14 protein-coding genes and 1 riboswitch are annotated in these 14,475 nt (G+C 37.7%); of the genes, 4 read left to right on the forward strand and 10 right to left on the reverse strand.

The window, feature by feature from the left end; translation table 11 throughout:
• Positions 1-2 precede the first annotated feature (2 nt).
• The 10 genes from thiS to HF990_RS12220 all read right to left on the reverse strand — a co-directional run bounded on the left by thiS (position 3) and on the right by HF990_RS12220 (position 10,217).
• The gene (thiS, locus tag HF990_RS12175) at positions 3-206 is read right to left on the reverse strand and encodes a sulfur carrier protein ThiS (protein ID WP_016837631.1); all 204 of its coding nucleotides are present in this window, start codon (positions 204-206) and stop codon (positions 3-5) included.
• 2 nt (positions 207-208) lie between these two features.
• A complete protein-coding gene (gene tenI / locus HF990_RS12180) occupies positions 209-811 on the reverse strand; it encodes a thiazole tautomerase TenI (RefSeq protein WP_096549871.1) in 603 nt (200 codons plus the stop codon).
• Between the two features lie 15 nt (positions 812-826).
• Positions 827-1,513, reverse strand: a complete 687-nt coding sequence (gene tenA / locus HF990_RS12185; RefSeq protein ID WP_096549872.1) for a thiaminase II — start codon at positions 1,511-1,513, stop codon at positions 827-829.
• Between the two features lie 102 nt (positions 1,514-1,615).
• Positions 1,616-1,721: riboswitch (TPP riboswitch) on the reverse strand.
• Between the two features lie 243 nt (positions 1,722-1,964).
• Positions 1,965-2,957 (reverse strand): M23 family metallopeptidase, encoded by a 993-nt coding sequence (locus tag HF990_RS12190; protein WP_096549874.1) that lies wholly within the window; start codon positions 2,955-2,957, stop codon positions 1,965-1,967.
• A 162-nt stretch (positions 2,958-3,119) separates the two neighbouring features.
• Positions 3,120-3,314, reverse strand: coding sequence for a hypothetical protein (locus HF990_RS12195; protein ID WP_016837626.1), 195 nt, complete (start codon positions 3,312-3,314; stop codon positions 3,120-3,122).
• 9 nt (positions 3,315-3,323) lie between these two features.
• Positions 3,324-4,832 (reverse strand): NCS1 family transporter, encoded by a 1,509-nt coding sequence (locus HF990_RS12200; RefSeq protein WP_016837625.1) that lies wholly within the window; start codon positions 4,830-4,832, stop codon positions 3,324-3,326.
• Positions 4,833-4,860: 28 nt separating this feature from the next.
• A complete protein-coding gene (gene preA, locus HF990_RS12205) occupies positions 4,861-6,144 on the reverse strand; it encodes an NAD-dependent dihydropyrimidine dehydrogenase subunit PreA (RefSeq protein WP_016837624.1) in 1,284 nt (427 codons plus the stop codon).
• A 13-nt stretch (positions 6,145-6,157) separates the two neighbouring features.
• The gene (locus HF990_RS12210) at positions 6,158-7,519 is read right to left on the reverse strand and encodes an NAD(P)-dependent oxidoreductase (protein ID WP_016837623.1); all 1,362 of its coding nucleotides are present in this window, start codon (positions 7,517-7,519) and stop codon (positions 6,158-6,160) included.
• A 19-nt stretch (positions 7,520-7,538) separates the two neighbouring features.
• Positions 7,539-8,951, reverse strand: coding sequence for a dihydropyrimidinase (hydA, locus tag HF990_RS12215; RefSeq protein WP_168412694.1), 1,413 nt, complete (start codon positions 8,949-8,951; stop codon positions 7,539-7,541).
• A gap of 18 nt (positions 8,952-8,969) precedes the next feature.
• The gene (locus tag HF990_RS12220) at positions 8,970-10,217 is read right to left on the reverse strand and encodes a Zn-dependent hydrolase (RefSeq protein ID WP_168412695.1); all 1,248 of its coding nucleotides are present in this window, start codon (positions 10,215-10,217) and stop codon (positions 8,970-8,972) included.
• 185 nt (positions 10,218-10,402) lie between these two features.
• Here HF990_RS12220 and HF990_RS12225 point away from each other — a divergent pair, with 185 nt between their 5' ends.
• The 4 genes from HF990_RS12225 to HF990_RS12240 form a co-directional block, all read left to right on the forward strand.
• Positions 10,403-11,581 carry a PucR family transcriptional regulator gene (locus HF990_RS12225; RefSeq protein WP_016837620.1) on the forward strand — a complete coding sequence of 393 codons (1,179 nt, stop codon included), beginning with the start codon at positions 10,403-10,405 and terminating at the stop codon, positions 11,579-11,581.
• A gap of 77 nt (positions 11,582-11,658) precedes the next feature.
• A complete protein-coding gene (locus HF990_RS12230) occupies positions 11,659-11,976 on the forward strand; it encodes a thioredoxin family protein (RefSeq protein WP_016837619.1) in 318 nt (105 codons plus the stop codon).
• 460 nt (positions 11,977-12,436) lie between these two features.
• Positions 12,437-14,032: a multicopper oxidase family protein gene (locus HF990_RS12235; protein WP_168412696.1), complete on the forward strand. Its 1,596-nt coding sequence runs from the start codon at positions 12,437-12,439 to the stop codon at positions 14,030-14,032.
• 244 nt (positions 14,033-14,276) lie between these two features.
• The coding region (locus HF990_RS12240; RefSeq protein ID WP_168412697.1) for a DUF4372 domain-containing protein at positions 14,277-14,475 on the forward strand (199 nt) is incomplete at its 3' end.

The raw sequence follows: 14,475 nt of genomic DNA on the forward strand, positions 1-14,475 counted from the left end.
GTTTATCCCCCTCCAACAAAATGGACAATTTCAATTTTGTCGCCATCATTCACTAGCTGCTTGCTGTACTGTTCTTTCAATACAATTTCGCCATTCTGTTCAACCACGACTATGCGATCTTGTAATTTATAAAACTTCAACAAATCTTCAACACTTTGAATACTACTTTGCACTTCTGTTTTTCGGCCATTAATGTAAAGATGCAACTTCATCCCCCTTTTTGAACAATATTTTTTAAATGGATTGCGGCTTCCTTTGGTTGACTCGATGAGAAAATGGTAGACATCACCGCAATGCCATGCACTTTTTTCTCCAGCACTTGTTCAACGTTGTCTGGCGTAATTCCACCAATCGCTATCACGGGAATCTGCAATTGTTCAACGATTTTACCTAGGGCATTCGTTCCTCTACCTGCCAATCCTTTTTTGCTGTCCGTTTCAAATACATGACCGAAAAGACAATAATCTGCCCTCGCTTCTTCAGCAGTTTTTGCTTCCTCAACGGAATGCACACTAACCCCAACTCTCATATATGGGTACGCCGTTTTTACTTTTGCTGCCGGAAGACTGTTTGCTGGAAGATGTACGTTCCGTATACCCGTAAGTAGGGCTATATCAAGCCTGTCGTTAATAACAAGCCTTTCTTTCTCCACCCCTGCATAAATAAGTTCTTCTACTAGCGCAACGATTTCTGCGGGCACTTTACTTTTCTCGCGTATATGAATGTAATCAACAACATCGGCAATGGATGTAATAATCTCTTTCAGCTCTTTAATTGATTTTTTTCCATCAGTTATGGCATGCAGTTCCAATACATTGACTTCCTTTCATGCATTGACTTTTTCATCAGTCGGCCACATTTGCCTGTTGTATGCCATGTCCCAAAACATGTATTCAAATCGTGTTGTATTTAAGAAGATTTCTTCTAGTCGTAAAAGTTCAGATTCCGGTTTTCCTTCTGCCAATTGATTAAGCAAATCGAGATTCCATTGCGCTGATTGGCCAAACTCTTCGGAACTGTACATTTTTACCCAGTCTCCATATAATCCGTGTTCTTTAGCACCCTCGATTTCAGCAAGTTCACATCCAATTTCCCAGTAGCTCCATGCACAAGCTAAATGAGCAGCTGCAAGTTCAGCGATAGAACCATTTTGTGCAACAGCTAACATATAGTGCGTATATGCAAGCGTTACCGGAGACGGTTTTGCCTCTTCCAGCTCTTTTTCCGTTATGCCAAAACGACTCGCATATTTTCTGTGCAACGCCATTTCTCCATTCATTGTGTAATAAAGCAGGTTGGCAAACACCGTCATCACTTCAAGATTTGGCGCTTTCACCGCACCTAAAGCAAACAATTTGGAATAATCGATTAAGTATAAATAGTCTTGAATCATATAAAAACGGAATTTGTCAGGGTCCAATGTGCCTGCACCTAACTCTTTCACAAACGGATGTTCATGGTTTTTTCTCCAAGTTGACCAATACTTTTCAAAGAGTCGGTCAGTAAATTTCATCATTTCTCCCTCCCTTTCAATTCACCATTAAAAAAAGCCACTTCAAATTGAAGTGGCTTAAAACTCGAAATGAATGCAAAAAGATATAAAAATAGATAATACGAGTCCCAACAACCACTTCCCTTCGCTAGCATTACCTAGTGCAGGTTCAAAGGGTTGAGGCAATGCCTCTCTCAGCTAAAATGAATTAGCACCCCTAGTGATTTATAATGCTTTATTAAATTACAATCATTGTTACATGAACTCATAAAATTTTCAATAAGTTAAAATGAATATAAATTTTGGTATTTTATTCCAACTATATATAACTTTCTACTTCCCAGTGTCTCATTGAAAAGCATAATCTTTTTTAGCAGACTGGATATTCTTCAAATACTTTTAGCTAAAAATGTTTGCGGCTTCTACCATAAAATAAAGTTGCTCTAGCGATTTTTCGCTAAAGCAACTCTTGTTATTTTTGTCCCTTCTTTGTTTGTTTTTCCCATTGCAAAAGATGTGGATATGGGTCAAATGCCCATTCTGTACGGCCATTAAATTTATACATTCCGTAATGTAAATGTGGAGGGAATTTTCCACTCGTTCCTTCTTTACCATATCCAGAACTTCCTACGGCGCCAAGAATTGTTCCCGGTTCTACAATATCTCCAACTTTCAAATCTTTATTGAAATATGCTAAATGTGCGTAATAATGATACGTATTATGATTATCCCGAATGCCAACTCGCCAACCGCCAAATTGATTCCATCCCATCACTTCTACAACACCATAAGAAGTTGACAGAACAGGCGTGCCATAGCCTGCAAAAATATCCGTTCCTTCATGTATACGTCTTCCGCCCCATCCCCTGCTAGCACCCCAAGTTCCTTTATAGCTGTAATTATAGCCTCGAACTGGGAGGGGAAAAATATGCTTGTCTAACTCAATAGAATTGAAATGTTTATAAAGTATTTGAATGGTTATAATTTGATTGATAATTTTTTCATCTTTGTAATACTCCCATAAGGCAGTTTTAAAATCCTCTTCTGACGGGCCAAATTCGCTTAAATACGTTGCCATTGTATAAAGAATATCTTGGTCATGATTTCGATCTGCCTTGCCATCTCCGTTTCCATCAAGACCTTTCCCCCCAAAATATCCAATTGAAAAAGGTGAAGTATCTTCCTCATTTGGATTCAATTCTCCAACCCAAAATTCAGGAGAAAACTGAATCGCGATGATACTCTCACGCTTCGGAATATCCTTCCGTACTTCTTGGATATTTCTTTCATATTGATCGACCGCCGCCAAACGATACCATGGGACAAATGGCGTTTCGTAGCTTTTGTACAAATTCATTCTTTCCTGATAAACATTTTCCTTCGTTTCTTTTGCATTTACGTAAGTCGGAAATATATAAAAGCATACAATCGCCAAACATAAGGGGAGAAATATTTTTCGAACCAAAACGAATCCTCCTTTCTTCATTAGAATATCCCGAATTTTTTAAACCATGAGTGATTTTCCTATGACAATAAAGTCCATTATTTTACATACCAATTTCCTTTATGTAGGAGAGTTTTATGCAAATAAAAAAGTGCTTAACAACACATGTTAAGCACGAAAGAATCAAGCATGTATCAACTTTGTAACTATTAATTTTCTAGCATTTGGAGTTGTAAGTATTATTTCTTCATCACTATTTGAAAATTTTACAACTGTACCATCTAAGTTTTCGTAAATTTTTTCTATTTTTAATCCCTTTTCTAAATACTTTTCAATAATTTCTTTTTCTTTAAGAAACTCCTTATATTCTTCAGACATCAAATCACCTCATTCTATGTTTTTCGATGGGATGACTTGCTCGGTTGCCTCCACCTCTAGCTCTCCAAAGATCACTTCTACATCCGTCTCTGTACCATCAATCATCCAGTCCCTACCAGCTGTAATTCCTAAATATTTGGAATCATCTGGATCTACTATTTCAGCTTGAGGATATTTTTTAAACCACCAATATTTTGCAAGAATATAATAAATAACCGCACCTGCTACCAATCCTACAATTGAAGAATAGGTCGGTAATAAATTGGCAATAATTCCCCCAATAATCCATGCAAGCATTCCTGCCCAGTTAATTCCGTTAGCATAACGATATTGACCATCTACTTCATATAAATCCTTAACATTCACTCTTCTTTTACGAAGGATATAGTAATCTGCAAACAACACACCGACAATCGATGTTAAAATACCACCAATGATGAGTAATGCCTGAGTAAGAATATCAAACAGATTCCATGGTTGAGCTAATATACCGATGATGCCGGCAATAATTACCCCAACCCAGAAAGGCACTTTTGGTCCACCAATATTTGAAAATATCGTTGCTGCTGGAATAACATTTGCTGACGTATTCGTTGACCATTGGGCGAGAATAATCATTAGTAGCAAGATGACTAAGATGAATCCACTTGCTGCTTCTTGTAACGCCACAATTGGATCGCCAGTACCAACCGATGCATAACAAACTGCACCAATCATAATCATCAACGTATTAAAAATCGGCATCACAATGATTGAACCTACTAATTGCGTTTTATTACGCTTAAACCAATTTCGCTCATTTTTTGGCGCTTTAAAGAATCTGGATAATGAGGGCATATCTGCTGCGAGCGTTGCCCAGAATCCCATATTGGCCATTACAATAACCATGAAGGCAGTAAAAGCAGCAACACCTGTTGCAGGTGATTCAACCCACGTCCAAATATCTTTTCCTTGCACGCTTGCTTTATCGGCTAAGGAAATATACATCCAAATGGAAATGAGTATGATGATTGGTGCTGCAAAATCCGCAAAGCGTTCAATGGATTTAATTCCTAACGACACATTGATTAATTGGAATGTTGCAAATAGGATAAAGCAAATAAACCATTGATCAAATCCAAATAATATGTTTAAAATCCCGTTTATTGCCGAAGCACCAAAGTATGTGTTAATTCCAAACCAACATGAAGCGGTAATCCCACGAACTGCTGAAGGGATATGAGTACCAATTGTTCCAAAAGGAGCCCGCATATAAACGGGGAAAGAAAGCCCATGTTCAACGCCAATATCCCCAATAATCGTCATTAAAATTCCGATCGCAACAGAACCAATAATCGTTGCGAGAATGACCATTGGAAGCGGCAAATTAACAATCCCTGCCGCTCCAATGGCAAATGCCGCAAGTACAATGGCCATACCTACCCAAATAACAGCGAATCCGAACGGACTAATGTTCCTCTTTGCATGCGTTATCGGAAGCAAATCAGGAGACTTTAAGTAATTACTCTTTTTATGCAAAATTTCCTCTCCCTGTTTTCAGAATGAATTATTCACTAGATACATTGGCCATAGAGTATTTTGCAATTGCCGCTTGACGCTCGTTCCAAGTCATCTTCGGTAATCGGTCTTTCACTTCAACCATTTCAATTGCGCCATCCACCGGACAAACAATCGAACATAAATTACATCCTACACAATCTTCTTCTCGTACTTTTAAAATCGGATTACCATTCTCATCATTCAATCTTTCAATACATTGATGAGAAGTGTCTTCACAAGCGATGTAACACTTGTTACAGTTAATGCACACATCGTTGTTAATTTTTGCAACTACTTTATAGTTAAGATCCAAATCTCCCCAATTGGAATATTTCGGAACTGCTTTTCCGACAATATCCATCACAGAAGAAATTCCTTTTTCATCGAGATAGTTATTAAGACCATCAATCATATCTTCTACGATACTAAATCCATGATGCATCGCCGCTGTACATACTTGAACACCTGTAGCCCCCATCAGCATAAACTCCACTGCATCACGCCAATTGGAAATGCCTCCAATACCAGAAATCGGAACATTGATATAAGGGCTTCTTGCACATTCTGCCACCATATTGAGCGCTATTGGTTTGACAGCTGGACCACAATATCCTCCATGCGTTCCTTTTCCTGCAACATGAGGTATCGTGTTCCATGTATCTAAATCAACACCCATTAAACTATTAATTGTGTTGATCATACTAATTGCATCTGCACCGCCTCTAGTCGCAGCTTCTGCTGTTGCTGTAATATCTGTAATGTTTGGCGTCAGCTTTACAATAACAGGTGTTTTTGCAACTTCTTTAACCCAATAAGTTTGTTTTTCAACAAGCTCTGGAACTTGACCAGAGGCGCTTCCCATTCCTCGCTCTGCCATACCGTGTGGACATCCGAAATTCAACTCTAGCCCGTCTACGCCCACATCTTCAACACGTTTCACAATCTCATGCCATTTCTCTCGTTTTGGTTCCATCATTAAGGATGCAATAACAGCATGATTAGGAAACTTCTTTTTCGTTTCATAGATTTCTTTCAAATTCACTTCGATAGGCCGATCTGTAATGAGCTCAATATTATTAAATCCTGCCACTCTTTGACCGTTATATGATAATGCAGAGAATCGTGAAGAGACATTTAAAATAGGCTCACCAAGGGTTTTCCATACCGCTCCACCCCAACCTGCTTCAAAAGCTCTTTGAACTTGATAGCCAGAGTTTGTCGGTGGTGCTGAAGCAAGCCAAAATGGATTGGGTGATTTAATTCCCGCTAAATTTATGCTTAAATCCGCCATGTTTCAATCCCCCCTAGGCTTTTTCCTTTTGTAATTCAAACGATTCGTGTATAGCTTTTGCTACTTCTTTCCCTTGTTGTGTAGCCGTTACAACCATTGCCTCTCCTTGACCTTTCCCAAAGATAACATCTCCACATGCATAGACATTCTTCTCAGACGTTTCTAAACACTCATTGACTTGAACAACTCCGCCTGAATGTTTCACACCAAAGGCTTCTAATAGATCGATGTGACGCGTTTGCCCAATGGCTTTAATTACTGCATCTACATTTAATACAAAATTAGAACCTTCTACTGGTACCGGCTTTTGTCTACCGTCTTCACCCGGTTCGCCAAGTTCCATTTTGATGCACTCAATGCCTACGACTTTATTGTCTTTTCCAATAATCTTCACAGGCGTTGTTAACCATCTAAATTCAACGCCGTCCATTTTTGCAAAATCATATTCAAACTCATAAGCTGTCATTTCATTTTTAGTTCTTCTATATAAAATTTGAACGTTTTCTGCACCTAAACGAATTGCGCATGTTGCAGCATCAATCGCTGTATTTCCTGCACCAATGACAACAACTTTTTTCCCTCTGAAAGATTCTGTAATAGATCCTAATTTTGTATTTTTTACAAATTGAATTGCATCATAAACGCCTTCTAATTCTTCCCCTTCAATTCCTAAATTCGGAACATCACCCATTCCGATTGCCAACACAACTCGATCATAATTGTTTTTTATTTCATCAACGGAAACATCTACACCAACACGAGTATTCGTTTTTATTTCAACACCTAATTGCTCAACTTGTTGTACTTCCCATTCCACAACATCTTTCGGTAAGCGGAAAGGAACAATTCCGAAATAATTTAACCCCCCTGCTTCCTTTTCCGCTTCGAAAATCGTTACTTCGTAGCCTAAACGAGCTAAATCTCTTGCTGCAGATAATCCTGCCGGACCGCTTCCGATAATGGCTACCGTTTTGCCGTTAGATGGTTTTGCTTCAAATAAAGGTTTTTCTTGTTCTCTTGCCCAATCTGTTGCATATCGTTGCAAGTTGCCTATTTGTATCGGTTTTGAAACAGAACCTAAAACACAAGCGCCTTCACATAACTCCTCAGTTGGACAAACTCTTGCACAGCTGGCTCCAATAGGATTTGCCTCAAGTATCAATTTTGCTGACCCTTTTAAATTACCGGATGCAATTTTCTTAATAAAATTAGGAATTGGAATCGCCGTTGGACAAGCTTTAATACAAGGTGCATCATAACAATACAAACAACGATTCGCTTCTTCGATAGCTTCGCTTGGTGTCATTCCTTTATAAATTTCTTCAAAATTTTCAGTCAAATTAGATGAAATGCGACCCCCCAAAAGGCTTGTCATACATCCCCCTCCTAAACTATCAATTGATGATTTGAGTTTCTTTTTTTGGTTCCTTAGCTAAGCTGCGATGAATATATTTACCGCCTCCGATTTTACCTACGAATTCTTTGTCTTTAATAATGAACTCTCCGCGCAACAACACACTTACCGGTTCACCTGTCACTTCCATTCCTTCGAACGGATTATAATCGACATTCATGTGATGTGTTTCAGCGGAAATAGTCCGTTTTACAGTCGGGTCAAAGATGACAATATCTGCATCACTGCCAACCGCAATTGTTCCTTTTTGCGGATATAAATTAAAGATTTTTGCCGCGCTCGTTGCAATCATGTCAACAAAGTCTGTAATGGAAATGCGCCCTTTTGCAACACCTTCTGAGAATAATACACTGAAGCGGTCTTCAATAAATGGTCCGCCATTTGGAATTTTAGAGAAATCATTTAACCCTAAACGCTTCTTACCGTTGTAGTTAAATGAGCACATGTCCGAACCAATCGTTTGTAATTGTTTTGCCTTTAATGCGTTCCACAATGGCTCTTGATGAGATTTCGGTCTTAAAGGAGGCGACCAGACATATTTTGCTCCTTCGAATCCTGGTTTCTCTAGGGCTGTTTGGTCTAGCACCAAATAGGGTGGACAAGTCTCTCCGTAAACTTCGTATCCTTTTTCTCGGGCTCTAATAATTTCTTCAACTGCTTCTTTACATGTCACGTGAACAACATAAAGCTTTGCTCCCGCAATATGAGCGAGTTCAATTGCTCGCTTCGTCGCTTCTCCTTCCACTTCTGGCGGTCTCGTCAAAGCGTGATAAATTGGTGCTGTATGGCCTTTTCTTCGTGCTTCTTCCACCAGTTCATCGATTACGGAACCGTTTTCACAATGAACCATCACAACGACACCAGTTTCTTTTCCTATCTTGAAAGCTTTAAACAATGTTCGATCAGATGCTTGGAATTCCTTCGCATAAGCCATAAATACCTTAATGGATGAAATTCCTTCTTTTTCTAATAAAATAGGCAATTCTTTTTCCGTTTCATCATTTAAGTCATGAATCATTAAGTGGAACCCATAATCAACAACTGCTTTTCCTTCCGCCTTTTTGTGCCATTTCTCCACAGCATTTGCTAGCTTCGATTCCCCCGCAGTTAATGCAAAGTCGATTATTGTTGTTGTTCCACCAAAGGCTGCAGCAATTGTCCCTGTTTCCCAATCATCATCAGTCACCGTATTATTGAAAGGCATATCTAGATGCGTATGCGGATCGATTCCCCCTGGAAACACGTACTTTCCACTTGCGTCGATGATTTCAGCATCCGGATCAACAATGTTTCCACCGATTTGAACAATTTTCTCTCCTTCAATTAAAATGTCACCTTGGAAAAAATCTGAGGCAGTTGCAATCCAGCCGCCTTTAATGATTTTTTTTGACATATAAGCACCTTTCCTCCTTTAATTAGTTTGCTTTTCTTGCACTTTTAGTGAAAATTTTGTTTGAAGATTCAGCACTGTTTCCAGCAATACATCTGCACCTTTTGCACAATCTTCGTAAGGGGTTTCTTCTTCTTCGCAATGACTTTTTCCATTGATGCTTGGCACAAATATCATCGCTGTCGGAATGTAGCTTGCAATAAATTGTGCATCGTGGCCTGCACCGCTATATAGCCTTTTTGATGAATAACCAAAGCTTTTACAAGCCTCTTCGATTTGATTGCAAATTGTTTCGTCAAAAACGACTGTATCACGATTCCAAAGCCTTTCAATTTCCACTTTGCATCCTGCTTCTTCTTCTGGTAAGGAATGGATTACTTCTTCTACTTGTTTAATTTTTGCTGGATCTTTATGACGTGACTCTAACGTGAAGACAACTTTGTTAGGAATGACTGTGTGAATATTTGGAGAGACATTCATTCGACCGATTGTATAAACTAATTCTTCATCGATTTGACCTAGTTTTTCTATGAGGAGTGATATATATTTGTTAGCTAAAAATAAAGGATCTTTACGCATTTTCATCGGTGTTGTGCCGGCATGGTTTGATTCACCTGTAATGCGAATTTCATAGCAAACCATTCCCACTACACCTTCAACAATACCTATTTCAACATTTTCCGCTTCTAGTACAGGACCTTGTTCAATGTGCAATTCAATAAAAGCACTGGCTTCTTTTAGCCGATTTTCTTCGCTTCCTTGATAATTGCTTTCTTTCAATGCTTGTTCAAACGTGATGCAACTTACGTCTGTTGATTTTAACACTCGTTCTTTATCGAATTTTCCAGAAAGTACCCCGGAACTCATCATTGACGGTTCAAAACGAGCACCTTCTTCATTGGTAAAATTCACAATCGTTAACGGAATCTCTAATTCTAGTCCATTTTCTTTGATTGTTCTTACCGCCTCTAGCGCAGTTAATACGCCAAGCACTCCATCAAACCGACCGCCTCGCACGACGGAATCAAGATGCGACCCCATCACGATTGGTGGTAAATTCCTTTTTCCCGGCAAAGTCGCATAAATATTGGCCATATCATCTGTTTTTATTTCCATCCCTAGTTGTTCACAACATTGAACGAAATAGTCCCTTGCTTGAAGATCTTCTTTTGATAAGGCGAGCCTTGTAACACCGCCGTTACTTGTAGCACCGAATTGACTAAACTGAATGATGGATTCTTTCAGCCTCGCCTCATTGCACTTATACATTAACTCCCCCCCCTTTATACCAACTAAACTGTGACTTATTACGATAATTTTATTAGAAACTTAATCCTCAATTAATGGTCATTCTGACGAAAATTATTGTGCAGTTGCACAGTTCTATTTGATAATTTTTTTTCATATAAGCCAATAGGGGATTTACGCGTATCAATTTATTTTGGGGGGATTCTATGGTAAAAATTTCGGAGCTATTATCTGATCCAAATTTCCAACATCTGCAGTTAATTGGTGGACAGGCTGGAATCCATAAAAGTTTTTCTGGAATTAATGTAATCGAATCGGCTGACTTAGTTCCATTTTGTCGACCAAATGAATTAATTGTAACGACTGGTATTCAAATGAATAATGATGAAAGGCAACTGGAAAGATTAATTAAGTCCTCACATGCAAAAAAAATAGCAGGTTTTATTATCAATATCGGACCCTACATTCCTCGTGTCCCCAATGCAATCATTCAATTTGCGAATGAAAAGCAATTACCTCTTTTCCAGTTTGAATGGAAATATCGAATCGCGGATTTATTAAAAATGACTTTTGAGTTTATTTCGAAAAAACAAAATATGCACTATCAACAAAACAATGAAAAAAGAATTTTGCAGCAATTACTGTTTGATATCGATTCCCCTCTCGAAGAATTAAAAGAATTATTGAAGCAACGTGGTATTTCAAAAGAAGAATCTTTTTGCGTGATTACTTGTTTATTGGATCAACCAAATAATAAATATTTTCAATACCGAAAATTGATTGATTATGAGTTTCAACAATATTTCAAACACTTCTTTTGTTTGGAACATAATAATCAATTGATATATGTCATCTTTTCCTATGATGAACACGCTAAGAAAATTCCAATAGAATCCATCTTTCAAAACATTTATAAAAAGGAATACGAAGAACTGGGGACAAGACAATTAACCATTGGTATGGGAAATAAATATCACTCAATCCAACAAGTGAAAAAAAGTTATAACGAATCGCTCACTGTGATCCATTTAACCCAATTGCAACAAAAATCTTCTTTTTTTAAATATAAAGATATCGGTGCATATCGTATTCTTTTGGCATTATACGACGATCCTGTCATCAAATCCTTTCATCAAGAAATGCTAGGCCCCCTATATGTATACGACCAAATGAATGGATCGGACTATGTGCAATTTTTGAAAATTTTTTTAGAAGAAAACGGAAGTGTAAATCGGATTAGCAAAAAACTTTTCCTTCATCGAAATACCGTCAATTATAAAATTCGAAAACTCGAATCTTTGTTAGATGTTGATTTAAACGATAATTTTACAAAAACCAATTTAAGCATCGCTCTGATGATAGAAGATGTATTAAATAAAACATAGTGGTTTAGTTTGTTTTGGTTTAAATAATATGGTATGATACCTTTTAACTTACAATACATTCACTTGGAGGAGAAACAATGCAATCACTACAATCCATTGAACAGTTTCATGAACTAAAAAACGACGAACGTGTAATCTTTGTGTTTTCAGCAGATTGGTGCAAAGACTGCATATTCATTAAACCATTCCTTCCGGCAATCGAAGAAAAATATGCTCAATATACGTTTGTATTAGTAGATCGTGACGACTTTCTAGATTTGTGCGGCGAACTTGATGTTTTTGGAATTCCAAGTTTTATCGCTTACAACAATGGAAAAGAGATTGGACGTTTCGTTAGCCGCGACCGCAAAACACAAGAAGAAATTGAAAACTTTATTGATAGCTTAAACATTTAACATAATATTAAATAGATTGGATAATCTTCTCATTGTGCCCTTTAAGGTAATATAAAAACTTTTTTAACATAAAGGACCCCGCATTAGATAGGGGTCTTTTATTCTATTTTCCAACTTGTGAACTAAGGAATAAATTAAACATATGCTTCTATTCGAGTTAATTACTGTTGCGAATAAGGTACCGAAAGAATCAGATGCGACTCCAATAGCCTAATATTCACTAACGAATATGCAAAACTCTCATAAATTTTTCCACCAACAATCTTCCAATTAGGCAAACCCACTAATTTACATTTCGCCATGTGTTTTTACAGCATAGTTAGACATCATTACCATCAATCAGCTTCAAATTTGACTTTAATGGTCTGTCATCATACGTTCTATCTGTCCCACTATTAGAAACATAAGATGATGCTGATGAATAGGATAGATATGAAAGTATGACAAAGGAAGTGAAAAATTGCCTAAAACGAAAGTAAACCCGAAAGATCCTGCTTCAATACCAAAGTTTGTAACGCCTTTACAAAAACCCCCTGTAGTGAAACCGAAACCCAACCCTAACTATCCAACCAATTCATATTTTGAAATTACGATGAAAGAAGCGTTTCATCGATTTCACCGAGACTTTCCATTAACAAAAGTGTGGGGATATGATGGAATTTATCCGGGGCCAACAATTGAGGCAAGAAAAGACAAAAAAATTTATGTGAAATATTTAAACAAACTTCCAAAAAAGCATTTCTTACCTATCGATCGCACATTGCACGGTGTAGGTGACTCACCAGAAGTTCGTTCAGTTGTTCATGTACACGGTGCTAATGTATTTTGGGAAAGCGATGGTCATCCAGAAGCTTGGTATACACAAAACTATGAATATACGGGACCAAAATTTAAACGAAAGGTTCATGAATACACAAATCATCAGCCAGCAGCGACCCTTTGGTATCATGATCACACAATGGCGATGACAAGATTAAATGTTTATGCAGGTCTGACAGGTTTTTATATCATCCGAGATGCATTAGAAGATCGATTAAATTTGCCAAAAGGAGATTATGAATATCCTCTTCTCCTCCAAGATAAGTCATTTAACGAAGATGGATCATTATTTTATCCAGATCGTCCACCGGAAGATGCACCATTCCCAATTCCAGCACCATTTATTCCTACCATTGTTCCATTTTTCAACGGAGATGTGATGGTTGTTAACGGAAAAGCTTGGCCGTATTTAGAGGTAGAACCAAGAAAATATCGATTCCGCATTTTAAATGGTGCGAACAGCTCTACTTACAATATCCAACTTGAAAATGGGGAACCATTTTATCTCATTGGTACGGATGGCGGTTTTTTAACTGCACCTGTTAAAGTTACTTCTATACAGCTTATGCCAGCGGAACGAGTAGATGTAATCGTCGACTTCTCCTCGTTCAAAGGGCAAAAAATCAAATTAATTAATACGTTATTTGATGAAGATGAGCCCAAAAGGGACATTATGGAGTTTCGTGTAACTCGCCCGTTAAAAGGAAAAGATACAAGTGAGATTCCAACTAAACTTGCTGAATCAATGGATTTACATGAACACCACGCTCATGTCATTCGTAAGCTACCTTTATCTGTCGGAGAAGATCAATACGGTAGAATTATGATGATGCTAGATAATAAAATGTATCACGATCCATGCTCAGAAAAACCTTCTTTAGATAGTGTTGAAATTTGGGAATTTATCAATGCCACACCAATTGCCCATCCTATGCATATTCATTTAGTACAATTCAAAATTCTTGATCGAAGACCGTTTGATCTTGAATTATACCAAAATTCCAACGGGGAAATTCTTGAGTTTATAGGTGATCCAGAACCGCCTCTCGACTACGAAAGAGGATGGAAAGATACGGTGAGCGCTCCTAGCGGAATGGTCACAAGAGTCATCATGCATTGGAAAGAACATACGGGGAACTATATTTGGCATTGTCACTTGCTCGAACATGAAGATCACGATATGATGCGCCCTATCAGAGTCATTGATGACGCCCATCCTGTCGTACAACATGATTAAAGATAATTATTTTACAAATATCGCCAATTTCCTATCACTTGAAATAGTTCAATAAATTTCACTATTATCCCGCCTTTTAACAGGCGTTTTTTTTTTTGCAATATGTATCACTAGCGTCGCATTAAAATAATTTAACACCTTCAAATAAACCGAAATTTTCTGAAATATAATCTAAACACAAAAAAATCCTTTATAATGGTTGGGTGGTAGTAAACCATCCAAATCCAATACAAAGGACAAAACCATGGATAAGTTTACACGAAAAACATCATTTGAACAATGGTTTTCACCGATTAATCGTCCATTATTTGACGACCTAGTGAAAACACATCAATTAAATCACTATACCAAGAAGCTTTATATGGCTTCATTTATGAAACTGCTTTTGTATGCCCAACTCCATGAAACCGAGAGTTTACGGGCGTTGAGTGACGCTGTCTTTT

Origin of the sequence: Ureibacillus thermosphaericus, from assembly GCF_012396605.1 — a bacterium.
Lineage (GTDB): Bacteria > Bacillota > Bacilli > Bacillales_A > Planococcaceae > Ureibacillus > Ureibacillus thermosphaericus.